Source organism: Actinoplanes lutulentus (assembly GCF_003259845.1).
In the GTDB taxonomy this organism is placed as follows: domain Bacteria; phylum Actinomycetota; class Actinomycetes; order Mycobacteriales; family Micromonosporaceae; genus Actinoplanes; species Actinoplanes lutulentus.
In genome coordinates, this window is record NZ_QLMJ01000011.1 from 87,838 (window position 1) to 114,172 (window position 26,335).

A 26,335-nucleotide genomic window follows, 5' to 3' on the forward strand; every position below is an offset into this window, starting at 1 on the left:
GATGGGCTCATCCCTCCCGAAACCCCCGGTGCCGCGCACCGAGACCCGGTCGCGCGGGGTACGGGCGCGCCCTGCGCCGACGGCCACCGGGACGCCGGACGACCTGCGGCAGAGCCTGGGCAACGACGGGTTCTCCCGCGCCTTCGCCGAGCCATCGCCCGAAATCGACACACTCCCGCGGACCACACCCGGCATCGACACGGCCGCGCAGGCCACACCCGCCACGCCCGCCACACCCACCGCGCAGGCCACACCCGCCACCGCGCAACCGCCGGTGACGGCGCCGCCGCCGGCATCGGCACCCGCGCCCGCACCTGCACCGGTCGCCTCTTTCGGGACCACGGGCAGGGCTTCGGGCGTACCCGCGCAGGAAGCGCAACCGGCTCCCCCAGCCGCGCCACCGCAGCCGACCGGGCGCGAAGCGCTCCGGGAGGAACCACCCGCGCAACCCGCGGCACCGCGGCAGGCGGACGCCGGGATCGCGGCCTGGCGTGAACGGGCCACCGCCGCGAGTGACGCCATCGCGCCACCGAACCTGGACGGGCCGGCCGCGACGCCCGGACAGCTCGCGCAGAGCGCCATGATGTGCGAGGAGCAGCGTGCCGCCGCGGAGCCTGACTACTCCGAGCAGGTTCGCGAACAGATGCCGGCGGCGCCGAAGGCCGGCGATGAGGAAACCGTCCTCGACACCACCGAGGCCGAGGCGGCGGTGGAAGCCGTCGAGGCGACCGGGAACGCGCGCCTCTCCGATCAGACATTCCCGGCAGCCGAGCGGATGTTCCCGGACGCCGGGATGATTCCGCTGGTCAGTGGCGCGACCATCGATGCGCGGATCGCTGCGATCTGGGCGCCGCCACCGGTTGCCACCGGCCTGCCGCCTGCCGTCACCGTCACCGCCACGAAGACCGCGTCCCTGGAACCGCTGCCACCCCTGGACGCGGCCGAGGTCGGGGACGTCGTCGCCCGGGTCCTGGCGGACACGCCCGCGCACGCCGAACAGTTCCTGCGCGAAGCAGCCGCCACCCTCGACCCCTCCGGAACCGTGACGCAGCTGTGGACGGTCGCCTCCGCTTTCCAGGCCGGCACGATGCTGGCCCTCGACAACGAACTGCACGCCGTCGCGGCCGCGGCCGGAGTCACCAGGACCGTTCTCGATGAGAAGGCAGCGGCCGCCCGCGAACACGCCGAGGAACAGGCCGAGGCCGTCGCCGGTGAGCTCGGCCAGCAGGCCGGCGCCGCCGAGGCCGGCGTGTGCCGCCGCTCCGCCGACCAGCTGGCACGGATCTCCGGGGCACGCGCCGGCGCCGACCAGGAGGCCGAGCTCAAACATCGGGCCGCCACCGGTGGCACCGGACCGAGCGGCATCGAGAGCGCCCGCGACCTGTATCTGGACCGGGTGAACCGGGCTGCCGCGGCGGCCGCCGCCCGGCTGCGTGCCGCCCAGCAGAACCGGTCCGCCGACCTGACCCGGCTCGGTGAGCAGCGCAATGCCTACTACCGGGCGCGCACCGGCCCGGACGCCGGCGCCGGCCGCGACGGGGCCGAACAGCAGAACCTGGAGGTCGACGCGGTCGTCGCCCGCCTCGGCCGGGACGCCGCCGGCGAGACGGCCCGGCTCACCGGCATCGTGCAGGCGGTCGCCGCGACCAGCCGCGACCGGGTCCGGGACTGGGCCGCCCGGCAGGAGGGCCGGGAACGCAGCTGGTGGGAGCGGCTGTTCGATCTCTTCTCCGACTGGCTCACCGCGTCCGGGGCGAGCACCGAGGCCTGGGAGGCGCAGCGTGCCGCCGAGACCCGCGACGCCGTCACCGCCGACCTCGGCATGCTGCGGGAACAGTACGAGCAGATGGCCGCCGGCAACGGGCGGGCCGTCGTCGACGAGATGGCCCGGATGTCCGAACAGCAGCGGGCCGTGATCATCGCCTTCATGGCGTCCGGCGGGCGGGACTCGATCGGCGCGGTCGCCATCGGGCTTGTCGCCCGGCTCCGTGCCCGCCGGGTGCCGGAGCTCGGCGAACAGATCGAGAAGAAGGCCATCCAGGACCTCGGCTGGGAGGACCTCGATGCGATCGGGCGGCAGCAGGATCCGGCGTTCAGCGCCAGGATGCTGATCTGGGATGTCCGCAGGGCGGTACGCGGGCCGTTCACCAACGACCCGATGCTGTTCGCGGCGATCAGCGGGCGGACACCGGTGCAGATCGCCGCCATGCGTAAGGCGTACCGCGACAAATTCGACGAGGACATGGACGACGCCATCAACAGCGACGTCGTCTTCTCCGAGCAGGAACGCGTCGACCAGCTGCTCTCCGGTGATCCGGTCGCCGGAGCGGTCGCGACGATCGCCGACGCGATCGCCTGGCCGACCACCGACGAGAAGACCATCATGCGGACCCTGCGGGGGCTCACGCCGGTCCAGCGTGAACTGGTCGTCATCGCGTACGAGAAGAAGTACGAGGTTGCTCTGACCACCGATCTCGAAGGTGACCTCAGCGGCAACGACCTGGCTCAGGCCCTGGCGCTGCTCGGCGGGGACGTCGCGCGGGCCGACGCCATCGAGATCAACGAGGCGATGTGGGGGCCGGGCACCCAGGAGCCCGAGATCCACGCGGTCTACACCCGGATCCGCGACGAGGTGGAGGCGAAGGGCGCCCGGCGCGGCATGACGACCGCCCAGATCGAGGCGGAGATCAAGCGCCGGACCGAGGCGCTGCGGCGCGCGTACGACTCCCAGTACTTCGACGAGGGTCTCACCCTGGACAAGCGCTTCGCGGAGGATCTGGAGGGCGGCGAACTCGAGCTGGTTCGCGGGTACCAGGCGGCCGACCCGGTCGCCATCGACGTGGCCAAGCTCCGGGTGGAGCACGAGTCGATCCTCTACGCCGACGACGACAAGATCAACGAGGTGTTGCGTGGACAGCACGAACGCGCCGAGCGCGAACTGCGGCGCGATCTGGAGATCGACCTCAACCGGCGCTCGGCCGGCCTGAGCGCCGAACAGCGCGAAGCCGCCCGCAAGCACATGGAGGACGGCATCCCGGTCGCGGCCAAGGCGAACATGGCGAAGCTGGAAGCCGCCTACGATCGGACCAGCTTCACCGGCGCGTTCCGGCTGCTGATCCTCTTCGAGGTGCAGGGGGAATCGCGGAAGGAGGCGACGGCCCGCATCGCGAGCGGCGGCAAGCTGTCCGACGCGGCCGAGCTCAAGCACGCGATCTACGGCGCCGGCACCAACTACGCCACCATCCGGCGGATCCTCCTGGGCAAGAAGAAGTCCGAACTCGAGGGCATCGTCAAGCAATACTCCGCCATCACCGGTAACGGCAACCTCGCCGAAGACCTCGCCTGGGATCTGGAAGGCCGCGACGAGGCCGACATGGTCCTGCTGCTGAAGTTCGGCTCCGGCACACCGCAGGAGAAGATGGCCTACCTGAACGCTCGCAAGGAGTGGGAGCTCACCGAAGGCGTGGGCGTCGACGGCGGCGGCCTCACGGCCAGCGACGAGACCCGGTTCCTGATCGCGACCGTCGAGGAGGCGCAGCGGGCGTTCAACGCGTACAAGCGCCTGCTTGCCTCCGGCGAGGACGACCAGGACCCCGAGACCATCGCGGCCCGGGAACGCTTCGAGCGCTGGGCCGGGTACGGCGATCGCGACATCGACGAACGCCGCACCTCGCAGGACGTCATCGCGGACACCGTCGCCACCATCGTCGTTGTCGCCGTCGGCGCCGTCGCGACCGTAGTGACGATGGGAACCGCGACGCCAGTCATGGCCGCGGTCCTCGGCGCGATCGCGGCGGTCGCCTCCAGCATCGCCGTCAAGCGAGGCCTCAAGGGCGCCGCTTACGGCGGCGAGCAGTTCGCGGTCGATCTGGCCCAGGGTTTGGCCGAAGCGGTCTTCGCTGCCGCCGGAGCGAAGTTCGTCGGCCCCGCCCTGAAGAAGTTGGCCACGGCCAAGGCCATCGTGACGATGACCCAGGCCGCCGAGTCGGGATGGCTCGGCCGGATCGCGGTGGCCGGGGCCGCGGAGGCCCTCGAGGAGGCGATCGTAGGGCTGCCGTCGGGAGCGGCGGCGGCGATCCTCGACAAGCAGACGTGGGCGAGCGACAACAAGCTGCTGGTCATCCTGGCAGCGGCCGGGGCGGAGGCCGGGCAGAGCGCGGCCGCCGGTTTCGTGACCGGCAGCGGTAAGACGCCCGTCGGAATGGCATGGAAGCGGATCCGCGGTGCGGCGGGCACCCCGCCATCATCGGTCCCGCCAACATCGGTCCCGCCAACATCGGTCCCGCCGACGTCGGTGCCACCGTCGTCCACCCCGCCACCGCCTCCGCCACCCGCTCGGAGCAGCTCCTCCGGCGGTGCCGAAAACTTCGAAAAAGGCGCGTCCTGGGTTCACCCCGACCTCACCGAGGGCGGGCACGCGTTGAGACCCGGAGCGCCCACGACGGAATACGCGCCCAGCCCCCTGCAGAAGCCGAGCAAGGAAGGGCCCCTGGAAGGGAGCGAGCAAGAGCGCCTGGACCGGATCGAGGGAGAGCGCCTGGAACGGCTGGCCAAGTACGTCCGATCTCAGGAAGGCAAGCACAACGAACTGGACCCGGAGCCCTGGCCGCCGCGGACGGCCGACAGCGAGAAGCCACCACCGCTGGACACGGAGCCCAGGGAAGTCAACCCCGCGGAATGGTGGGATCCCGGCGCCAACAAATCCAGAGAACGGACCAAAGAGCAGAGGAAGGCAGCGAAGAAAGCACGAAAGGCCAAGAGGGAGGGTAAGGCGTACGACCCGAACCACCTCGACGTCCTGCCGAACCCGACGACGAACATGGTCAGCGGCGAAAGTGGGCCGTACGGCAGCGACAACCTCTACCACGGCAAAGCCCAGGAGGAGGCGACGTCCGACCTGACGAAGCGGGGCTGGATAGAACCCGGGTACGCAACCGGCAAGATGCGGGTGAAAGAACCCGACCACTATCTGGGATGGTTGGAGGAGTCCTACCAGACACACGCCCAGATGCCCCTCGACCCGCGGGTACGCGCGGCCGTCGAGGCGTACATCAAGCAGGGCGAACTCGAAAGCAAGGCCCCCAACCCGCACGCCGGGGAACCCGGCCAGCCGCCGGAGTCCTACGCCGGTGATCTCCCGGGAACACACTCCGAGGTCCTCGGAGTCAATAAGGCGATCCAACGCCAGGGAGCGACCGGCCGGATCTACGTCTCCACCGTACGAACCGAGCTTGGCGAACACATCGCCGCCTGCGCCCACTGCAGCGGCATCTTCGCCAAGTTGCGGGAGCAGAACAAAGATCTGACGATCGTCGTGCACACCGGCGAGACGAACCTCAAGTAGCGGCCATCAGCGGCCGGGCAGCTCCGGCGGGGACGACACCACCTCGACGTTGGCGAACCACGACGTCACGTGCACCCGGATCTCCGGCGTCCCCGGCAGCCTCGGTTTCGCCGCGAGCCGCATGTCGCGCTGGCTGAACACGTTAGGCCCGGTCAGATCGACCTCGACACCCTCCGGGACGATCACCTTCAGCTGCCCGAAGACAACGCTCCCGGTGATCTCGACGACGTCCTCGCCGGTCGCCAGGTGACGCAGGTCGAGCTCGGCCTGGCCGAACACCGTGTACGTGCCGAGCCGGCTGTCCCGCAGCCGCCACCTGCCGCGCCGGCTCGTCTGGCTGAACACCGTGATCACTTTCTCCACGGTGCGCGACGACCCGACCACCGGGGTCGGCGCGACGCCCTCGTACGCCTTGGCCAGCTCCGCGGGATCCTCGGCGGCCCAGACCGTACCGACCCGTACGCTGAACTCCTCCAGCGTGAGCCGCCCGTCACCGCAGGCACGTTGCAGGAGCTCGGCCACTCGCTCGCGGTCACCGTCGGAGATCGGCGCCGGCACAGGAACAGTCACGCCGCAGACCCTATCGCCGGTACCCTGTGCGCGCGGTCCCGGCCGAGCTGCCAAACTTGGGGGATCATGACGCTGACCGATCGCCTTCCCAGCTCCCCCGAACCCGACGCCGTCTTCGATGCCTTCCAGGCCTGGGTGACCGAGCAGGGCCTGACGCTGTACACGCATCAGGAGGAAGCGCTCATCGAGATCGCGACCGGGGCGAACGTCATCCTGAACACGCCGACCGGCTCCGGAAAGAGCCTGGTCGCGACGGGTGCACACTTCGCCGCGCTCGCCTCCGGGCTCACCACCTTCTACACCGCGCCGATCAAGGCGCTGGTCAGTGAGAAGTTCTTCGCGCTCTGCGCGGTCTTCGGCGCGCACAACGTCGGCATGCTCACCGGTGACGCCAGCGTCAACGCGGACGCCCCGATCATCTGCTGCACCGCGGAGATTCTGGCGAACCTGGCGCTGCGTGAGGGCGCGGACGCCGACGTCGGCCAGGTCGTCATGGACGAGTTCCACTTCTACGCCGAACCGGACCGCGGCTGGGCGTGGCAGGTGCCGCTCATCGAGCTGCCGCAGGCCCAGTTCATCCTGATGTCCGCGACGCTGGGTGACACCACCCGCTTCGTCGACGACCTCTCGCAGCGCACCGGGCGCGCGACCGCGGTGGTCAGCAGCGTGGAGCGGCCCGTCCCGCTCATCTTCGAGTACGCCATGTCGCCCCTGCACGAGGGCATCGAAGAGCTGCTCAAGACCAAGCAGGCGCCGGTCTACATCGTGCACTTCACGCAGGCCGCCGCGCTGGAGCGCGCACAGTCGCTGATGAGCATCAACATGTGCACCCGCGAGGAAAAAGACAAGATCGCCGCGGCGATCGGCAACTTCCGCTTCACAGCGGGCTTCGGGCGTACGCTCTCCCGGCTGGTCCGGCACGGTATCGGCGTCCACCACGCGGGCATGCTGCCGAAGTACCGCCGGCTCGTCGAAACCCTCGCCCAGGCCGGCCTGCTGAAGGTCATCTGCGGCACGGACACGCTCGGCGTCGGCATCAACGTGCCGATCCGCACCGTGCTGTTCACCGGCCTGTCGAAGTACGACGGGGTGAAGACCCGCCTGCTCAAGGCGCGGGAGTTCCACCAGATCGCGGGCCGCGCCGGCCGGGCCGGGTTCGACACCATCGGCACCGTCATCGTGCAGGCCCCCGAGCACGTCATCGACAACGAGCGCGCCCTGGCGAAAGCCGGCGACGACCCGAAGAAGCGCCGCAAGGTGGTCCGCAAGAAGCCACCGGAGGGCACGATCGGCTGGGGCCGGCCCACGTTCGACCGTCTCGTGGACGCCGAGCCGGAGCCGCTGACCTCGTCGTTCCAGGTGTCGCACGCGATGCTGCTGAACGTGATGAACCGGGGCGGTGACCCGTTCCAGGCGATGCGGCACCTGCTCACCGAGAACCACGAGGAGCCGAACGCGCAGCGCCGGCACATCCGCCGGGCCATCGCGATCGCCCGGGCCCTGATCGCCGGAGGTGTGATCGAGCGGATCGTCGCGCCGGACGGCACCAGCGCGACATATCGCCTGGTCGAGGATCTGCAGCTGGACTTCGCGCTGAACCAGGCCCTGTCGCCGTTCGCGCTCGCTTCCCTGGAACTGCTCGACAAGGAATCGGCCGAATACCCGCTCGACGTGGTGAGCGTGATCGAGTCGACCCTGGAGGACCCGCGCCAGGTGGTCTCCGCGCAGCGCCAGAAAGCGCGCGGCGAGGCCGTCAACGCGATGAAGAGCGAGGGCATCGAGTACGAGGAGCGGATGCAGCTCCTCGAAGACGTGACCTGGCCACAGCCGCTCAAGGAGCTGCTGGACGCCGCGTACGAGACGTATCGGCAGGGCCACCCGTGGGTCGCCGACTACGAGCTCAAGCCGAAGTCCGTGGTCCGCGACATGTACGAGCGGGCCATGACGTTCACCGAGTACATCTCGTACTACGGCCTGTCCCGTTCCGAGGGCCTGGTGCTGCGGTACCTGGCCGACGCGTTCCGCGCGCTGCGCCAGACCGTGCCCGAGGACGCCCGCACCGAGGAGCTCACCGACCTGATCGAGTGGCTCGGCGAGCTGGTCCGTCAGGTCGACTCCAGCCTGCTCGACGAGTGGGCCCGTCTGCAGAACCCCGGCGCCGAGATCGCCGAGGTACGCATCGACGACAAGCCGCCGGCGGTCACCCGCAACGTCCGCGCGTTCCGCGTCCTGGTCCGCAACGCGATGTTCCGCCGCGTCGAACTGGCCGCGCTGCGCCGCTGGGACCTGCTCGGCGAGATGGACGCCGAGTCCGGCTGGCCGGCCGAGCGCTGGCAGAAGGCCATCCAGGAGTACTACGACGAGTACGACAGCCTGGGCACCGGCCCGTCGGCGCGCGGTCCGGCGTTCCTGCACATCGATCAGGGCGCGGCCGTCTGGACGGTCCGCCAGGTCTTCGAGGACCCGAACGGCGACCACGACTGGGGCATCGAGGCCACGATCGACCTGGAAGCCTCCGACGAGGCCGGCATCGCCGCGATCACGGTGACGGCGGTCGGACCCCACTAGCGTTTAGGGTCGACCAGGTGAACCCGGTCATCATCGACTGCGATCCTGGGCACGACGACGCCCTGGCTCTGCTTCTGGCCGCCGGCGACCCGCGGCTGCGCCTTCTCGGCGTGACCACGGTCGCCGGCAATCAGACGCTGGAGAAGACGACGCGCAACGCGCTGCGGATCCTCGCCCTGGCCGGGGTCAGCGGCGTACCGGTGGCGGCGGGCTGCGACCGGCCGCTGGTCGGTGAGCTCAGCGTCGCCGAGGACATCCACGGCACGTCCGGGCTGGACGGGCCCGACCTGGACATCCCGGTCGCCGGCGTGACGGGTGAGCACGCCGTCGAGCTGATGCGGCGGCTGATCTCGGAGTCCGGCGAGCCCGTCACACTGATCGCGACGGGGCCGCTGACGAACGTGGCGCTGTTTCTGCGTACCCATGAGGGGTTGAAATCGCGGGTGAACCGCATCGTCTTCATGGGCGGCTCGACCGAGCGCGGCAACACCACGCCCTACGGCGAGTTCAACATCGTCACTGATCCCGAGGCCGCCGACATCGTGCTGCGGTCCGGGCTGCCGATTACGATGATCGGGCTGAACGTCACGCACCAGGCGCTGGCGACCGACGAGATCATCGCCGAGTTCGCCGGCCTGGGCACCCGGCTGGGCGCGGTCTGTGCGGAGCTGATGACGTTCTTCGCGAGCACGTACCGCCGGGTTTTCGGCTTCGCCCACCCGCCGGTGCACGACCCGATCGCGGTGGCCGCCGTCATCGACCCGTCGATCATCACGACCGTCGCGGTCCCGGTCAGCGTCGAGCTGACCGGCACGTTCACCCGGGGCGCGACCGTCGTGGACCTGCACCACCGCAGCGGCCGCACCCCGAATGCGGACGTCGCGATCAGCCTGAACGTCGACGCCTTCTGGCAGCTCCTGCTCACCGCCGTCCGGCGGCTGCCCATTGGTCGGCGGTGAACTCGTACTCGATCTCGCCCTGCTCCGCCCCCGGCAGCGGGTGCTCCCACTCCTCGTGGAAGTTGCGCACGTACCGCATCCCCACCGCCCGCATCACCGCCTGCGAACCCTCGTTGACCACCATCGTCTGGGCGAACACCCGTTTCAGGCCGACCGTCTCGAACGCGTGCCGCAGCAGCTCCCGTGACACCTCGCTGGCGAAACCGCGCCGCCACTGTTTGCGCGGAATCCGGTAGCCGAGCTCGGCACTGCCCGGACCACCCTCCGGCTGCAACGCCACCAGCCCGGCGAAGTCGTCGCCGTCGAACGCCATCCAGTACCCGAGCCCGTCCACCACCCGGCCGAACTCCATCCGCTTGCGGTGCGACTCCTCCACCTCGTCGCGCGAGCGCGACCGCCCGTACAGATACCGCAGCACCTCCGCGTCCGCGTCCAGCTCGACCTCAAGGTCGAGATGGGAGTCGGCGAGAGGGACGATAACCAGGCGTTCGGTACGCAGGACGGGTTGCGACATCCGGCAATGGTGGCATGCCGACGATCTCCCGTTCACCCCGTTTTGGCCGGGCGTTGACGCTCGCCCGGCACGGTGGCGGCGTGACGACTACATCCACATCGGCCGGTGCGGCACTCGCCCTCGTGGTCACGCTGGCGGCAGTGCCGGCGTCCGCGTCCGCCCACACCCCGACGACGGCTGGGAACTGTTCCCCCGACGCGTCGCTGCTCGGCTTCTCCGACGCCCTCGACAAGACCACTTTCGACGGCACGCCGGTCGCCGGCCTCTCCGCGCTCGCCCTGAAAAGCAAGAAACAAGCCCTCGCTCTGGTCGACAACATCGGCACCACACCGGCCCGCGTCTACCACCTCGAACTGGGCAAAGAGCCCAAGGTCACCGGAATCACGCGACTCGGCTCCTACACCGGCGCGGACTTCGACGGCGAAGGCCTGGTCCTCGAAGAAAACGGCAGGACCATCCTCGCCAGCTCAGAGAAGGAGCCGTCGATCCGCCGCTTCCGGCTCTCTGACGGCGCCGAGCTCGCCTCCCTCCCGGTCCCGGCCCGCTTCCAGGTCACCCCCGCCGGCGAGGCCGCGGTCAACCAGACCTTCGAGGCGCTCACCGTCACCCCTGACGGACGCCGGCTCTTCGCCGGCATGGAAGGGTCGCTCTCCGGCGACGGTCCCGGTCTCAACCGGATCATTGGGTACGCCGGACGCGCGGGCACCGCCTACACCCCGGTGATTCAGTACGCGTACCGCCCCGACACCAACCTCGGTCTCGTCGAGCTGATCGCACTGGGCGGCGACCAGTTCCTCTCCGTCGAGCGCGGCTTCACCGCCGGCGCCGGCAACACGGTCCGCGTCTTCCGGGTGTCGGCGACCGGCGTCCCGGACGTCTCACAGACCCCGAGCCTCGCCACCCTGACCGACCCGCGGGCCTGGCTCGGCAAAGAACTGCTGTTCGACGTGGCGCAGTGCCCGCCGTCGGGTGCCACCGCGAAGCAGCCGCAGCCCAACCCGCTGCTCGACAACATCGAGGGCGCCGCACTCGGCGAGACCCTGCCCGGCGGCCGCCGCGTCCTGCGCCTGATCTCCGACGACAACGGCAGCGCCACCCAGATCACCCGGGTCTACACGTTCGCGGTCACGCTGCGCGGCGAGCCCACCCTCGACGGGCGGGCGCTGATCCCGGCGACCGCGTACCAGCCGGGCCCGGTCTCCGGCACCCAGCTCGCGCCGGACGCCGTCAACGGGATCACCGCGCCGTTCCCCGGCCAGCCGATCCCCGGTTTCTCCGCGGTGATCACCGCGGACAAGCCCGGCCGTTTCCTCGCCATGCCGGACAACGGGTTCGGGGCGAAGAACAACTCGGCGGACTTCCTGCTGCGCGCCTACGACATCAGACCCGACTTTCGTACGCACAAAGTAGCCATCACCGGCCACATCAGTTTCCGCGACCCCGGGCACAAGGTCCCGTTCCCGATCGTCAACGAGAACACTCGCGATCGGCTGCTGACCGGCGCTGACTTCGACATCGAGTCGCTGGCCCGCGACGCGAAGGGCAATCTGTGGATCGGTGACGAGTTCGGGCCGTACCTGATCAAGGTGGACCGGACCGGCAAGGTCCTGCAGGCGCCGATCCCGCTGCCCGACGGCGGCAAGTCGCCGCAGTCGCCGGACCTGGCCGCCGGTCAGACCGCGACCGTGCCGGCCAGCCGTGGCTTCGAGGCCCTGGCCGTCAGCCGGGACGGCAAGACCCTGTACCCGATCCTCGAAGGCGCCCGCACCGACGACGCCGACCAGCGCCGCCGGATCGTCTACGAGTTCTCCGTGGTGAAGAACGCGTACACCGGCCGTACCTGGTCGTTCCGGGTCGACGACGCGTCGCTGCTGGTCGGGGACGCCGCCGTGCTGGACGGGCGGCGTCTGCTGCTGATCGAGCGGGACAACGCGATGGGCGTACCAACTCGCATCAAGCGTCTGGTGATCACCGACCTGGACCAGGCAGGGGCCGGCGGGGCTCTGCCCCGCAGGACCGTCACCGACCTGATGCGCATCGCCGACCCGCGTGGTGTGTCGACGCCGGCCCGCCCGGATGAGTACGGCGTGGGGCCGCTGTTCTCGTTCCCGCTGCAGTCGGTCGAGTCGGTGCTGCCGCTCGGTGGCGACCGGGTGCTGGTGGCGAACGACAACAACTTCCCCGGCAACGACGGCCGCATCCCCGGCAAAGCCGACGACACCGAGCTGATCACGCTCACCGTGCCCGGTCTGCGCCGCTAGGCCAGCGCTTTCATCAGGAATCGGCAGGGGTCCGCCGCGATGTGGCGGGCCCCTGCCTCGTCGATCCACGGGTAGTGGTCGTCGTAGTGGCAGCCGGTCTCGACATAGCCGAGCCGCAGATAGAGCGCTGCCGCCCGCGTATTACCGTCGTCGACGCCCAGGCCGATCGCCCGAAGCCCTCGCGTGGCCGCCCGTTCCTCGGCCCGGTGGATCAGATGCGTGCCGATGCCCCGGGACCGCCACGGCTCCAGTACCAGCAGGCCGTTGATCTCCGGGCAGCCCGGGAACAGCGCCGCGACGACCGGTTCGCGCGGGCCCTCCCAGAGGATCTCTCCCGACCCCACCGGGATCCCGCCCGACCAGGCGATCAGGAACGTGCTCAGCCCGGCGGCATGCCGGCGCCGGCGCGCCTCGTGATAGCGGTTCGCGCCGGTCGGCGCCACCTCTTCGAGCCGCGCGACGTCCGTGTCGCGGCATTCCCGCACGTCCAGTTCCACATGGCCGACCCTAACGAAACCGATCGGGTGATCTTCGGGAAAAACGGCTGACCGGTCCGTTGATCAACACATGACACGGAAGATCGGCGCCGCGGTCGCGGCCTGCGCGCTCGCTCTGTCGCCCGCCGCACCCGCGCACGCGGCCGGCGAGGGCGTCGACATCAGCTATCCGGCCGAGGGGCAGACCGTCGGCACCGGGCCGCTCACGGTGACCGGTTCGGTCACCCTCGGCGGTGACCAGGCGCAGGTCATGTACGCCGTCGACGTCTCCGGTTCGACCGGGTCCCCGTCCGGGCTGGACTGCGGCGGCGACGGTTCCGTGACGGCGAAGCTGGACGACTTCAACCAGGACGGATCGGTCGGCGACACCCTGGACTGCGAGATCTCCGGCATCGTGTCGCTGAACGCGGCCCTGCGCGCCGTACCGAACGCCGACAACCGGATCGCGGTCGGCCTGACCGGGTTCGGTGACGACGCGGCGGTGGCCGATCTCGATCCCGGCGACGGGCTGCGGGCGTTCGTGGCACCCGGCGAGACCGGCAGCGGACGTGACGTGGTCCCGCGGATCAACGCGGTGGCCGGCTCGCTGACCCGGGGCACGATCGGCCGCGAGACCCAGCGCGACGTCGGCTCCGGCACCGACTTCCAGCGGCCGCTCGACGTGGCGGCGGCCGCGTTCACCACCTCCGGTTCCCGGTGGATCTTCCTGCTCTCGGACGGCCAGGCGCCGGTGCCGGACACCTCCGCGATCGCCGCCGCCGGCATCCGGGTCCGCACGTTCGCGATCGGTGCGGCCGCGACCTGCGCGAACGGCTCGGCACTCGCCGCGATCGCCACGGCCACCGGTGACCAGTGCATACGCGTCGACGACCCGTCCCGGCTCCGGACCAGCATCGTGACCAGCCGGCCCGCCGACATCCGCGAGGTCACGGTGGAGCGCGACGGCCGGCCGCCGTTCCCGGCCACTGTCGACAGCATCGGCAACTTCTCGGCCGCCGTGGGGACGGTCGGCAGCGGCGTGCACCAGCTCGTCGTCCGCGTGGTGCTCGCCGACGGCCGCAAGCTGGAGTCCCGCCGCTGGTTCACCGGACGCGACGGCACCCGGTTCGTGGCGCTCGGTGACTCGTACTCCGCCGGTGAGGGTGTCGAACCCTACGTCGACCAGCGGGTGGAGAAGATGCTGCTGGGCCTGCCGCTCTACGCGCAGACGCCCGGTTTCCTCTGCCACCGCTCCAGCAGGGGCTGGCCGCTGAAGGTGACGATGCCGGGTTCGAGCCGGCCGGTCGCCACCAGCGGCGGCGCGTTCGACTTCGCGGCCTGCTCCGGCGCGCGCCTGGTCAACGCCGACACCCAGCAGATGACCAAGACGTACCTCGATCGGCGTACCGCGATCCCGCTGCAGAACAAGAGCCTCGGCACCGACGTCGACCTGGTCACGATGACGTTCGGCGGCAACGACGTCGGCTTCGCCGAGGTGCTCAAGCACTGCGCGACCCAGCTGCGCTGCATGAACGACGGCTTCGTCACGGCCGGAAGCCGGTCCATCTCGCTCGACGACTGGACGCGGATCCGGATCGCCCTGGTCCAGAACGAACTCGACGGCCTCTACCAGCAGGTCCGCTCCCGCGTCCGGCCGGACACCACGATCGTCGTGGCAACCTATCCGCACCTCCTGCGGGTCGGCCGGCGCCCCTGCACCGAAGGCGCCGTGATCAACAAGGACGAGCGGCAGTGGATCGCCGACCGGATCGACGAATTCGACGACGTCATGCTCCAGCGCGCTCCCCGCAGCGGCCTGCTCGTCGCTGACGTGCGCCAGAGCTTCGCCGGCAACGCGGTCTGCGACGGCGACAACTGGATCACCGGCCTGCGGCTTGCCCGCGCCACCGACCTCGGCGGCGACGTCACCAGCGCCGCGTCGTTCCACCCCAACGAGAAGGGCACGACCGCGTACGCAAAGATCGTCTCCGGCAGGATCGCGGCGCCTCCGCCCGCGTACCCGATGGCTCTGAAAAACGACGGAAGCGCGACCGCCGCAGCGAGCCGGGCCAGACCGAAGATCGCGGCCGTCCGCGCGGCGCAGCGCGCGGAATGGACGTCCCGGCCCGGACCGGTGCGCAAGGCCGTCTCCCCCGCCCTGCGCGCGGCGACTCCCGCTTCACTTCCTGTGGTACGCGTTTCCGAGCTGGACAAATACCCCGATTCAGTGGTGAAAGCCGTCGCCGCGACCCGCATCGTCCCGCTGCTCGTGGCCGACGGGGCAGCGATGCGGGGCCTGCCGTCGTGCCGCAGCGACGTGGTCCGCGGCGAGCAGGTGCCAGTCGCGGCGGACGGCTTCACCGCCCGCTCGGCGGTGACGATCCGGCTCACCGGCGAACGGGTTCGCAACCGGATTCTCGGCACCCTGACCGCTGATGATCAGGGCCGGGTGAGCGGCTGGGCGCGGATGCCGGCGGATCTGCCGGCTGGTGAGATCTCCGGCCTCGAGGTGCGCGGCGGCAATCCGCTGAAGGGGACGACGCTCGGTTTCGCGGTGCTGCGGGCGACGACAAAGCCGGGGTGTGTCGCGCGTGCGCGAGCCGCGGGGCTGCTTTCACCGACGCCGCCGTCTGTTTCCCCTTCGTCTCCTGTTTCCCCTTCGTCTCCTGTTTCGTCTACGTCTCCTGTTCCGTCTAGGTCTCCTGTGTCGCCTAAGGGTGACGATGATCTGCCCATCACCGGGTCACCGAATTGGCTGCTGCCGGCGGCCGGCAGCGGAACCGCAATGATCCTTCTCGGCACCCTGCTGGTCGCCGTCACTGTCCGGAGGCGCAGGCCATGAGACCGATTCTGATGCTGCTGGGACGCTGCACCCTGCTGGTGGTGGGCCGCAGCGCCCTGCTTTTCGGCGCGTATGCGCTGCTCATGGTCGGCGGCTGCTCGACCGACGCGCTGACCGGTCTCGGCGGGTTGCTGAGCGAGGGCAGCACCACCGCGACGTCCTCCCACAGCGACAGCCGTTTCGACGGCGGGTCGGTGCTGCTGGTGGAGGCGCGATACCCGGGAACGGTCTCCGAGGTGCTCGCGAACGTCGGCGACCGGCTGAGCAACGCGGGCTACGACCTGCGGTGCCCAGGCAGCAACGACGCGTCAGTGCCGGACGGCCAGACGGGAACGGGCGAGCCGAGGCAGACGTGCGCCCTCGATGGCAACGGCGCGCAGGGCACGGTGTGGCTGGGCACGGCGGCGGACAGGACGGTGCGGTTGTCAGCCTTGGCCTCCTGATCAGCCGGACGTCCACCGCCGCCCGCCGACGTCCACCGCTGGTTGCCGACGTCCACCGCTGGTTGCCGACGTCCACCGCTGGTTGCCGACGTCCTCCGCCGACCACCAACGTCCACCGGCGGCTGACGGCCGGCGGCTGACGGCCGGCGGCTGACGGCTGACGGCTGACGGCTGACGGCTGACGGCCAGGTGGCCGTCCCGTGAGCGGCCGGCCTCGAATCTAGGCAGCTTGCGGTTGAGTTCGCCCATGTGGGCAGAACTAGCCAAGATCTCGCCCGGCGCGCCATCACACGAGCCCAGCTGGCGTCCGGGGCTGCCGGCTGGCGCCCAGGGCTGCCAGCTGTCCACAACGGCGAGCCCAGCTGGCGCCCAGGGCTGCCAGCTGTCCACAACGGCGAGCCCAGCTGGCGCCCAGGGCTGCCAGCTGTCCGCTACGGCGACCACAAGCGCCAGCCAGTTTCGGTCCGGCTCGCGCTTGCGGCAGCCCACCAGCCCGTACAGCGACCACAGGCACAAGCCGAATCCGGCCGGCTTGCGCATACGGCTGCTATCCACCCGCAAACGCGACCACAAGCGCAAGCCGACTCCGGCCAGCTCGCGCATACGGCTGCCAGCTACCCGCAAAGACGACCACAAGCGCAAGCCGACTCCGGCCAGCTCGCGCATACGGCTGCCAGCTGTCAGGAACGGCGACCATGAGCGCCAGCGGCCATGAGCACCACCGGGTCGATCGGGCCACGGTCACCGCCGGAACCGAGCGAACGAATCGTCGGCGTCGGCTGATCAGTGTCGCGTCGCCGAAGCAGGGTCGGGGGCACACGGTGGGCTCGGGCCCACGTAGCTGAGGACGCACGTAGCTGAGGACGCGCAGATGCCCCAGTTGACGTGGATGAGGTCGCACGGTTGCGGTTTGTGCGACCTCATCACGGCCAGGGCGTAGCCCCGGGCACACGCTGAGGTTATGTGCGACCTGGTTCACGCCGCGACGCGACCCCGGCCGGCTCTCGCGTCCAGCCAGCCAGCCCAGCCAGCCAGTCCGGCCAGCCCAGCCAGTTCGGCTGGTCCGGCCAGCCAGCCAGTTCGGCCAGTTCGGAGGGTCCGGCCAGCCAGCCAGCCCAGCCAGTTCAGCCAGTTCGGCTGGTTCGGCCAGTCCCGCCGGTGCTTTAGGGGCCGGTGATAACGCAGAACTCGTTGCCGTCCGGGTCGGTCAGGACGTGCCACGACCAGCCGTCCTCCGAGAGAGGCGTGGCGGTCAGCCGGCCCGCGCCGAAGCCCTCCACCCGCGCGACCTCGGCGTGCAGATCCGTGACGCGCAGGTCCAGATGGAGGCGGTTCTTGCCGGACTTCGCCTCGGGGACGCGCTGCAGCAGCACCTCCACGCCGCTTCCGGCCGCCGGTTTCAGTGAGCGATATCGGTCGCCGCCACCCGGCTGTGCCACATAGCCGAGCACCCCGCTCCAGAACGCCGCCGACCGGTTCAGATCAGCGCAGTCCACGACCACCACCAGCTCCACGTGACCCACCGTAATTGATCGGGGACGATATGGTGCCGGGCATGGAGTTCTTGAAGCCGCTGGTTCTGCCCGTCACGATCCGTGTCGCCGAGAGCCACGGGATCGTCGACCTCTACCTGCCCTCCGACGAAACCCGGCCAGAAACCCGGCCAGAAACCCGGCCAGAAACCCAGCCGGACACCCAGCCGGACACCCGGCCGGAAGGCCGGCCCGGAATCCCCCGCCCGGGGATCCTCTTCGTGCACGGCGGCCCGCTGCCACCCGGAATGACGCCGCTGCCGCGGCAATGGCCGATCTTCCAGGGGTACGCGTCCCTCGCCGCCGACCGGGGTGCCGCCGGAGCCGTCGTGGATCACCGGCTGCAGGGGCCGGACGCGTACCCACTGGCCGCCGATGACGTCGCCACCGCCCTTGACGTGCTCCGCGGCGACCCGCGGGTGGACGGCGACCGCGTCGCGATCTGGTTCTTCTCGGGCGGCGGCCGGCTCGCCGCCGACTACCTGCGTTCGGTGCCGTCGTGGCTGCGTGCCGTGGCATTGACGTACCCGATGGTCACGCCGTTCCCGGGCTGGCCCGACGACCCCCGCTTCCGCCCGGCCGAGGCGGTGGCGTCAGCCGGCGACCTGCCGATCGTGCTGACCCGGGCCGGCCTCGACGATCCGCGGATCATCGAGGGGGTGAGCGAGTTCGTGGCAGCCGCCGAGAAGGCGAACCTGACCGTCCTCGACGTCCCGAACGGCCACCACGGCTTCGACAACAAGGACGACACCGACGAGTCCAGGGATGCGATCACCCAAGCGTTCGACCTGGTCCTGGCCGCCCTGAAATAGAAATACTGACATAGAAGGACTGACATAGAAGGATCAATCCAGCAACCAGACGCTGACCGACTGCGCGGCCGGGGTCACCGCCACCACCAGGATCACCAGCGACATCACGGCCCCACCGACCAGCGCGATCGACAGCCTCCGGTGCCCGCTCTGATATCCGAGGATGAACAGCATCCCGGTGACGAACAGACTGAACCCGGCGAGCAGCGGCGTCCAGCTGATCGAGTACGCCACCAGCCACGACATCCGCCAGCCGGACCAGATGTCGACGGTGGCGGTGTACTCGTCGTTCATCGACGGGATGTACCAGTGGCCGGCGAACTCCCGCGCCCGGCCGAGCGCCAGCCCGAAGCACACCGCGTACCAGACAGCGAAGGCGAACGGGAAGCCGGCGACGAGCCAGCCTCCCGTCCGCCGGCGCGAGAACGGGAGGCTGCTACGCGTGGTCACCGTGGTCACCGCCGCATCCTAGACACACACGCCGCTACGGGAAGAGCGTCAATCCCGGGTTCCCGGCGACAGCGACCAGCTGGTTGCGAGTCATGATCTCCTTGGTCGCCAGGATCAGCATGCCCGTCCCGTCCTTCCGGTACGTCTCCGCCTGGAACGTCGTGCCGGTATCCGCCACGATCACGATCGTCTTGTCGTCGGTGACCGTGTAACTGCAGTCCCAGTCGGCATCCTCCGGGCACTGCGACGAGGCGCGATCCGGATACTCATGGCCCGCGATGATCCGTACCTGTATCTTGCCGCCCTGAGGCAGCTCGACGAGCGTCTCGTACTGAAGGCGCTTGGTGTTCCACGCGAACGCCGGAACGTCGCTGCGCAACGCCGTCGACAGCACGCCGGTCAGCCGCGCCGCGGCGGCGCCGCACGCCTCGCTGGGACGCGGCGCGGGATGCGACTGCTGCGGCCCGGGCTCCGGCGTCGCCTTCAGGTCGACGGTCGGGCACGCCAGAACAGGGCTGGCAGGCTGGATCGAGACGCCCCCGCCCTTAAATATCGGCACAAAGGCGACAAGAGACAAGACCAAGACAAACCCCACCCCCACCCCAACCCTCACCCGGGTACGCCTTCGTCGCTCCCCCGCGATCAGCCCGTCCACCGAGATCCCACTCGGCGGGGCATCCGACGAGGCCTCCCGCATCCACTCGGACATGTGCACCACGTCAGACCTCCTCAACGACAACGGCGCCACCGAGGCGCGTGCGAAGCGAATCGAGAGCCCGGGCCGTCTGGCTCTTCACGGTTCCGGTGGAGCAGCCGAGCTGCGCGGCCGTCTCCTCCACCGACAGGTCGCAGAAGTACCGCAGCACCAGCACCGCCCGCCGGCGCGGCGGCAGCTCGCCGAGCAGCGCCACGAACATCTGCCGGTCGGCCACCGACTCCGGCCCGCCGGCGGCCGCCACCCGGTCCGGCACGGTGGTCACCGGATGCTCGCGCCGCCACGAGCGGCGGCGTTCGTTGAGCATCGTGCGGACGAGGATCTGCCGGACGTACGCGTCCGGATGCTCCACCGTGGAGACCTTGCCCCAGTGCCGGTACAGCTTCACCAGCGCGATCGACACCAAGTCGTCCGCGGCATGCCAGTCCCCGCAGAGCAGATATGCGGTGCGCCGCCAGCCATCCATCCGGCCGGCCACGTACTCGCGGTACTCATCGACATCAACCACGGTCTCTCCTCGCTGTCCCCACCTCTCAACACGCCCGGTCCGGCGCGGGGTTGCTCGCGAAACAAAGCCCGCGCCACAAAAAACCCCGCTGGTGAAAACCGATCATCATCGACGTCGTAACGTGCGCAGCATGATCCTCGGGGAAGTACTCGCGCTGATAGCCGGCGGGCTGACAGCGGGAGCGATCAACGCGATCGCGGGCGGCGGATCGCTGATCACCTTCCCGCTGCTGGTCGCCATCGGCTTGCCGGGCGTCGCCGCCAACGTCAGCAACGCGCTCTCGGTCGCCCCCGGGTACGCCGCGAGCGCCGTCGGCAGCCGCCCCGACCTGGCCGGGCAGGGCCGCCGCGTCCTCGCGATCATCCCCACCATCATCGTCGGCGCCCTCTGCGGCAGCGGCATCCTGCTGCTCACGCCGCGCGGCGTGTTCGACGTCGTCGTACCGTTCCTGCTGCTGGGCGCCGCGCTGATGATGGCATTCCAGACGAAGCTGCGGAACCTGGCCCGCGGCGCGCGCGACGACGGCTCGCGCCGCAGCATGGTGCTGATGCAGCTGTCGGTCTTCGCGTGCGGGGTCTACGGCGGCTACTTCAACGCGGCAATGGGCGTGCTGCTGATCGCCTTCCTCGCGCTGGTGCTCGACGAGCCGCTGCGCCGGATCAGCGCCTTGAAGAACGTCTTCAGCGCCGTCGTCGGCACCACGACGGTACTGGTCTACGGCATCTTCGGCCCGGTCAACTGGGCCGTCGTCGCGGTCCTGGCGCCGGCCACCATGGTCGGCGGATATGTCGGCGCCCGGCTCGCCCGGCGGCTGCCGTCGGAGATCCTGCGCTGGACCATCGTCGCCTTCACGGTGACCGTCGCGGTGGTCCTGTTCCTCACCTGAGCAACACCGCCGGACACCAAGCAGCACCACCTGAGCAACGCCCGCGCAAACAACTTGCGACCGTAGGCGAAACTAACGCCGTGACCAGCGCGCCATCGACGTATCCCTGTCCCCACTGCGGGACGACAGCCTCGGCGGAGACCGGCTGCCCCGGTTGCGGCCGGGCCCCGGATCTCGACGCCATCGAAGTGATGCGACTCGACGCCGAGATCGCCGGCCTGCGTCAGCGATACGACGCTGCGCGCGCCGAGTGGACGACCCTGCAGACGCAGATCACCGACGTCACCACCCAGCGCAACCGCATCGCCTACCGCGTGATCACCGCGACGAAGGCAGAGAAATGGGCGAAAGCCCCCAAAGCCGCGCCGGCCGTGGCAGCAATCGCAGACCCCACCCCCGTTCCCGGCCCCGTTCCCGGCCCCGTTCCCGGCCCTGGCCTTCCCGCCGCCACGGTCGACGGCACGCCGGAACCCAAGCTCTCCTCGCTCACCGTTCAGAACGTCCTCTTCGCCCTCGGTGGCCTGCTCCTCATCGTCGCCGCGGCCGTCTTCACCGCCGTCGCCTGGGCGCAGGTCGGCGTCACCGGCCGCGCCGCGATCCTCGCCACGGCCACGGTCGCCGTTCTCGCGGTGCCTCCGTTCGCGGTCCGGCGCGGCCTCACGGCCGCCGCCGAGACCCTCGCGGCCGTCGGCCTGCTCATGATCCTTCTGGACGGTTACGCGGCCTGGGCGGTCAACTTCCTCGACGTGCGTGGTCAGGACCCGCAGCTGTACGCGGCAGCGGTCTGCGCCGCCACATCAGTGATCGCGTTCGGATACGGCCGGTTGACCCGTCTGCCCGGCCCGGCGATCTCCGCCCTGACCGTGGCGCAGCCGGTGTTCCCGCTGCTGGCGCTCGCCGCCGACGCCGGCGTGACCGGCTGGTCGCTGACCATGGCCGGGGTGACCGCGCTGAACCTGGCCGTCGTCCACGCCCGCCGTTACTCCCCTGCCGGGCTGGGCCTGGTCGCCTACTTCTGCGCCTTCGCCGCCGGCATCGTCGCCACGCTGATCGCCCTGGTGGACCTGATCTCCGCGGGCACGGCAACCGAAGCCGCCACCGCCGGCGGCCTGTTGGTGCTGGTCACGGCCCTGGCGACAACGAGCGCCGCCCTCGCCGGCAACCGCGAGGCGCAGACCGTCACGGCCGGCCTGCTCACCGCCGCCGTGTCCGTCACCGCCGCTGCCTGGGCGCTGCTGCTGGGCGCGCCCTCCCTCTCCGCGAGGATCGACCAGGGTACGGGTGTGCTGCGCCTCGCCGTGGTCGCTCTGGTCGTCGCCGGGCTGGTCGCCGTGATCAAGCCCCGGCTGCCCCAGCCGGTCGGCCGGGGTCCGTGGGTGGCGGCGCTGCTCACGGCTGCCGTACCCGCTCTCGGCGCGGCCGCTGCGATCCTGATCGCCGCGGTGAACCACGTCGACGCGGCCCGCCCGCTGTTCGACGCGCCTCTCGGCCTGGCCGTCGACGAGCCGGACTGGACGCTGATGGTGGCGACTGTCGCGGTGCTTTGCGCGTACGCAATGCTGGTGAAGGCCCGGCAGCGCACGGACCTCGCGCTGACCGCCCTGGCCGGGGTCGCGGTGCTCGCGCCGGCGGCGTTCCGGCTGCGGTGGTGGACCGCGGTGATCTTCGCGATGGTCGTCGCCGCAGGCGCGATCGCCCTCGCGACACGCACCCGAGGCACGCGCCGGCGACCGTTCCGGATCACCCTGGCCGCGCTGCTGGCCGGATATGCGCTGCTGGTCAGCCTGGGCAACCCCGCGGTGGGCGCGGCCGCGTGCCTGACCCTCACGCTCTTGGGAGCGGCAACTGCCTATTTCGTACGCACGGAGCCCGGCAACACCGCCCTGGGCTCGGCAATCGCTGCGGTGAGCCTGCTCGCTTTCCCGCCCGCGGTGTGGCTGGCGCTGATGGCCGTGGATGTCTCGGTGACCTGGCAGGTACGCGCCGAGCTCGTGGTGGCGGTCGGGTTCGCCGTGGCCGCCCGGTTGACGCCGTGGTACCGCTCCCCGGTCCTGACCGTGTCCTTGCTGCTCACGACGGTGGTTCCGGTGATCGCGCTGGCAGGCGAGGACGCGGTCGCACTGTATGCCGCCGTCGCCCTCGTGCTGGTCGCGGCGGCACTCCCACCGGAGGTAGTCCGACCGGCTTCGATCAGCGCTACTCCTGGCGTTCCGGCAGCGACCGTCTCCGACGGGGCGTTGTCGGGTGGGGTGCTGGCGGCGATCGTTCCGCTGCTGGTGCTGCTCTTCGCGACCGGGCGTGACCTCGCCGTCGTGTTGATCGAGCCTTACGGGGCGCTCGGGTCGTTCTGGTCGGGCGACGTGCCGGCGGCGGTGAGCGCGCGCTGGAGTTCGATCGCCGCGCTGCTGATCGTGGCGGGTGCTGCCGCTTTCGCAGCCGTTCGTCTCACGTCGCGGGCCGGCCTGCCGGACGCCACTTCCGCGGGCTCGTCCCGGTCGAGCGTGCGGGCCAATTTCCGGCCTGCTCTCTGGGCGGCCGTGCCGGTGCTCGCCGTCGTGGTTCCGCTGGTGGTCGCGGCGGTCGAAGCGCCTTGGCCGGCCGTGCCGCTCGCCGGCCTGGTCGTCGGGCTCGGCGGGATCGTCGCGCTCGCTCTGACCGGCTCGGCCGGCTGGTGGGGTGCGGTGCCGGGCGTGGTCTTCAGCGCTCTCGCGGCGGCCGGGCTGGCCGGGACCACGCCGGTGCGCGGTGCGATGCTGACAGCGTTCGCCCTGGTCGTCGTAGCCGGAGCGGTCGCCGGTGTGTCCAGACGGGCGGAAGCGGCCCGGGTCGGTGGCTGGATCGCTGGATCGGTGGCGGTGGTCGTTTGTGCGTACACATCAAGCCAGATGGTGGATCTCGGAGCCGGAAGCGGGCCGCTGAGCGTGCTCGCCGCGGCGGCCATCGCCGCGGCGCTCGAATTCGTGCTCGCCGCGCGCCGCCCGCGCGAGGCGCCCGCCGTGGCCGCGGTCGCGCACTCGGCGGCGCTGATCGCCCTGCTGGTCGCGGGTACGACCGGCCGCGCCGCACTGATCGCCACCCTCTGGGCGGTCGTGCTGGGCCTGCGCGCGCTGCGGCCGGGCGAGCGTGCGGCGGTCCGGTTCCGGTACACGGTCGCGGCGGCGGTGTCGGTACTGGCCGGCTGGTGGCTGTTCCTGGGGTCGCGCGACGTCACGACCGTGGAGATCTACACACTGCCGGCGGCGGCACTCGCGCTCGGCGCCGGCTGGCTGGCCCGCCGAGGCCGTCCGTCACTGCCGTCCTGGAGTGCGTACGGGCCGGCGCTCGCAGCCGGCTTCCTGCCGACACTCGCGCTGATCAGCGGCGACGGCCCGGAGTATCTTCGCCGGCTCCTGCTCGGTGTGGCGGCTGTCGTGGTGCTGCTGGCCGGCGCCCGGGCCCGCCTGCAGGCGCCGGTGGTGACCGGCGGGGTGATGCTGGTGCTGACGGCGCTGCACGAGCTGGTGCAGTTCTGGGATCTGGTGCCGCGGTGGGTGCCGCTCGCGGTCGGCGGGCTGCTGCTGGTGGGCATCGCCACCACGATGGAACAACGCCGCCGCGACGTGCTGCGCCTCCGCAACGCCGTAGGCCGCATGAGCTGACCATCCCGCCACCCGAATCAAGGCAGACGCTGCCACGAGCACAGGCGCTGCCGCCGCTGTCGCTGCCGCTGCCGCCGCTGCCGCTGCCGCTGCCGCCGCTGTCGCTGTCGCAGGCGCAGGCGCGAGGCGCGGGGCACAGGCGCGAGGCGCGGGGCACAGGCGCGAGGCGCGGGGCACAGGCGCGAGGCGCGGGGCACAGGCGCAGGCGCTGTCGCGAGGGCGCTGTCGGAGGTGAGGGCCCTGTCGCAGGCGAGGGCCGGGCTGACGCGACCGCGCGGGGCGAGCCGTAGCTCAGACGTCTCATCCGGCTTCCATAACAGGTCTGAGCTACGGCTCGCGCCTCGCAGCCGTAGCTCAGACCTGTTATGAGGGGCCGATAACCTCGCTGAACTACGGCTCGGACCCGCCGGCCCGCCCTTCCGCACCGCCCGCCCGGCCCAATCGCTCGGGGCCACCCGCGATCGAACCGACGGCGATCGAACCGCCCGCGATCAAGCCGCCCGCAATCGAACCGCCCGCAATCAAGCCGCCCGCAATCGAACCGCCCGCGATCAAGCCGCCCGCGATCGAACCGCCCGCGATCAAGCCGCCCGCGATCGAATCGCCACTGCGCACACACGCCGGGAGCCCCGTCCATCCGTGTCGAATTCGGGTGCGACGGGCGGGATGGTGGGGTCAGCAGGTGGCGTGGGGGGTTTCGGTGGGGGCGTAGGTGCTCCAGTCCTCGGCTGTCAGCGGACCTGAGAAGAGGGAGATGATCTCCGAGCGCAACTCACGGTCTTCGTCGGTACGGAACGCGCCCGCGATCCGCTCCGCCAACAGCTCGCGGCCGCCGTCGCCGTGATCCCTGAGCCGCTCGACGGCGTCCGCGATCACATTGGTGAGGATGTTGGCGCCCACCGACCCGACCACCCCGGCACCCGCGCCGAGGACACCCGCCGCGCCGCCGGCCGCCGCGAGGATCGGCGCGAGAGCCGCCACCGACAGCACACCGACGACGGCCGGGGCGGAAGCCTCACGCAGGGTGTTCGCGTGGGTGGCGACGGCCGCGGCCACCGACTGCCGCATCCGTTCGAACAGCGGCTCGTCCTCGATCGGGTTCACGGGCGTTCCTCGGGCTGTGCCAACGGGTCGACAGAGTGTTTCCACCCGGCCGGTGACGCCGGGTGCGAACCGCGATTCACTGACCGAATTGGTGACGCCGACACCGGCGGTTTCCCCGCCATTCTCCTGGAGTTCGTGCTGGTGAGACGGGTCGCGATGCCGTTTCGCAGACCCTACGATCCACCTCAGTCAATTCCATGATGGAGGGTCAATGCGGATACTGTCGCGAATCGCCGCCGTTCTCGCCGTTGTCGTTCTCGGTCTCACCCTGGGCGGCTCGCCGGCCCGGGCCAACCTGGAGGTCTGCCCGCAGGTCTCCACCAACGCCGAAGGCTTCCGGATCTGGGTGTGTGCGGAGGACACCTGGGTCACGCAGAGCGACGGCAGCGTGCTGCTGCACGTGTACTCGGGGGCGAAGTTCGAGGTCAGCTCGACCAGCGCCAACCGGTGCAAGATCACTGCGTACGCCGCGCTGCGCCGGCCCGGGTACGCCGATTGGAAGACCGCCACGACGACGAACGTCTGCACGTACGCGCTGCAGCCGGAGAACCGGGGCTGGTCCTACAGTTACCCGCACACGATCACCGGCACGGCCGCGACCAGCCTGAACGTGTACGTCTGCATGGACCTCTACTACGGCACCTCGACAACCTCCGGCTGGCAGCGCTGCGTGAACAGCGGCTGGCACAACCGGAGCGCGTGACCGGCGGCGC

Annotated in this window: 19 protein-coding genes; 10 read left to right on the forward strand and 9 right to left on the reverse strand. The window is 70.6% G+C overall.

Going from position 1 to position 26,335, the window contains the following annotated elements; genetic code table 11:
* Position 1 precedes the first annotated feature (1 nt).
* Positions 2–5,344 (forward strand): hypothetical protein, encoded by a 5,343-nt coding sequence (locus tag B0I29_RS47495; RefSeq protein ID WP_146616866.1) that lies wholly within the window; start codon positions 2–4, stop codon positions 5,342–5,344.
* 6 nt (positions 5,345–5,350) lie between these two features.
* Here B0I29_RS47495 and B0I29_RS23215 read toward each other — a convergent pair whose 3' ends face one another.
* Positions 5,351–5,914: a DUF1707 SHOCT-like domain-containing protein gene (locus B0I29_RS23215; protein ID WP_245972690.1), complete on the reverse strand. Its 564-nt coding sequence runs from the start codon at positions 5,912–5,914 to the stop codon at positions 5,351–5,353.
* 66 nt (positions 5,915–5,980) lie between these two features.
* On the opposite strand from B0I29_RS23215, the gene B0I29_RS23220 reads away from it, so the two are divergent.
* The gene (locus B0I29_RS23220; protein WP_111651164.1) at positions 5,981–8,482 is read left to right on the forward strand and encodes a DEAD/DEAH box helicase; all 2,502 of its coding nucleotides are present in this window, start codon (positions 5,981–5,983) and stop codon (positions 8,480–8,482) included.
* Between the two features lie 17 nt (positions 8,483–8,499).
* Positions 8,500–9,441, forward strand: coding sequence for a nucleoside hydrolase (locus tag B0I29_RS23225; protein WP_111651165.1), 942 nt, complete (start codon positions 8,500–8,502; stop codon positions 9,439–9,441).
* Here B0I29_RS23225 and B0I29_RS23230 read toward each other — a convergent pair.
* Positions 9,404–9,955, reverse strand: coding sequence for a GNAT family N-acetyltransferase (locus tag B0I29_RS23230; RefSeq protein ID WP_111651166.1), 552 nt, complete (start codon positions 9,953–9,955; stop codon positions 9,404–9,406). The two genes, B0I29_RS23225 and B0I29_RS23230, sit on opposite strands and share 38 nt — an antisense overlap.
* A gap of 80 nt (positions 9,956–10,035) precedes the next feature.
* Between B0I29_RS23230 and B0I29_RS23235 the strand changes: the two genes are divergently transcribed.
* The gene (locus tag B0I29_RS23235; protein ID WP_111651319.1) at positions 10,036–12,216 is read left to right on the forward strand and encodes an esterase-like activity of phytase family protein; all 2,181 of its coding nucleotides are present in this window, start codon (positions 10,036–10,038) and stop codon (positions 12,214–12,216) included.
* Here the strand turns inward: B0I29_RS23235 and B0I29_RS23240 are convergent.
* Positions 12,213–12,713, reverse strand: a complete 501-nt coding sequence (locus B0I29_RS23240; protein ID WP_245972691.1) for a GNAT family N-acetyltransferase — start codon at positions 12,711–12,713, stop codon at positions 12,213–12,215. The genes B0I29_RS23235 and B0I29_RS23240 overlap by 4 nt on opposite strands.
* 70 nt (positions 12,714–12,783) lie before the next feature.
* On the opposite strand from B0I29_RS23240, the gene B0I29_RS23245 reads away from it, so the two are divergent.
* Complete coding sequence (locus tag B0I29_RS23245) at positions 12,784–15,534, forward strand: GDSL-type esterase/lipase family protein (protein WP_111651167.1); 2,751 nt, start codon at positions 12,784–12,786, stop codon at positions 15,532–15,534.
* Entirely contained in the window at positions 15,531–15,977 is a 447-nt protein-coding gene (locus B0I29_RS23250; protein WP_146616867.1) for a hypothetical protein, read from the forward strand. The genes B0I29_RS23245 and B0I29_RS23250 overlap by 4 nt, the downstream gene beginning before the upstream one ends.
* 1,163 nt (positions 15,978–17,140) lie before the next feature.
* On the opposite strand, the gene B0I29_RS23260 is transcribed toward B0I29_RS23250, so the two are convergent.
* Positions 17,141–17,491: a VOC family protein gene (locus B0I29_RS23260; protein WP_111651170.1), complete on the reverse strand. Its 351-nt coding sequence runs from the start codon at positions 17,489–17,491 to the stop codon at positions 17,141–17,143.
* 41 nt (positions 17,492–17,532) lie between these two features.
* On the opposite strand from B0I29_RS23260, the gene B0I29_RS23265 reads away from it, so the two are divergent.
* Positions 17,533–18,321 (forward strand): alpha/beta hydrolase, encoded by a 789-nt coding sequence (locus B0I29_RS23265; protein WP_181557943.1) that lies wholly within the window; start codon positions 17,533–17,535, stop codon positions 18,319–18,321.
* Between the two features lie 33 nt (positions 18,322–18,354).
* On the opposite strand, the gene B0I29_RS23270 is transcribed toward B0I29_RS23265, so the two are convergent.
* From B0I29_RS23270 to B0I29_RS23280, 3 genes are all read right to left on the reverse strand, one after another.
* A complete protein-coding gene (locus B0I29_RS23270) occupies positions 18,355–18,780 on the reverse strand; it encodes a hypothetical protein (protein ID WP_111651171.1) in 426 nt (141 codons plus the stop codon).
* Positions 18,781–18,805: 25 nt separating this feature from the next.
* On the reverse strand, positions 18,806–19,354 hold the full coding sequence (locus B0I29_RS23275) for a hypothetical protein (RefSeq protein ID WP_146616868.1): 549 nt from the start codon (positions 19,352–19,354) through the stop codon (positions 18,806–18,808).
* Positions 19,355–19,490: 136 nt separating this feature from the next.
* Complete coding sequence (locus B0I29_RS23280) at positions 19,491–19,952, reverse strand: SigE family RNA polymerase sigma factor (protein WP_221403141.1); 462 nt, start codon at positions 19,950–19,952, stop codon at positions 19,491–19,493.
* A 172-nt stretch (positions 19,953–20,124) separates the two neighbouring features.
* Here B0I29_RS23280 and B0I29_RS23285 point away from each other — a divergent pair, with 172 nt between their 5' ends.
* Positions 20,125–20,880, forward strand: a complete 756-nt coding sequence (locus tag B0I29_RS23285) for a sulfite exporter TauE/SafE family protein (protein WP_111651174.1) — start codon at positions 20,125–20,127, stop codon at positions 20,878–20,880.
* 191 nt (positions 20,881–21,071) lie between these two features.
* A complete protein-coding gene (locus tag B0I29_RS23290; protein ID WP_111651175.1) occupies positions 21,072–24,518 on the forward strand; it encodes an SCO7613 C-terminal domain-containing membrane protein in 3,447 nt (1,148 codons plus the stop codon).
* A gap of 390 nt (positions 24,519–24,908) precedes the next feature.
* Here the strand turns inward: B0I29_RS23290 and B0I29_RS23300 are convergent, their stop codons facing one another.
* Positions 24,909–25,133 (reverse strand): hypothetical protein, encoded by a 225-nt coding sequence (locus B0I29_RS23300; protein WP_111651176.1) that lies wholly within the window; start codon positions 25,131–25,133, stop codon positions 24,909–24,911.
* A 60-nt stretch (positions 25,134–25,193) separates the two neighbouring features.
* On the reverse strand, positions 25,194–25,622 hold the full coding sequence (locus tag B0I29_RS23305) for a hypothetical protein (RefSeq protein ID WP_111651177.1): 429 nt from the start codon (positions 25,620–25,622) through the stop codon (positions 25,194–25,196).
* Positions 25,623–25,833: 211 nt separating this feature from the next.
* Here B0I29_RS23305 and B0I29_RS23310 point away from each other — a divergent pair, with 211 nt between their 5' ends.
* Complete coding sequence (locus tag B0I29_RS23310) at positions 25,834–26,325, forward strand: hypothetical protein (protein WP_111651178.1); 492 nt, start codon at positions 25,834–25,836, stop codon at positions 26,323–26,325.
* The last annotated feature ends 10 nt before the right edge of the window (positions 26,326–26,335 follow it).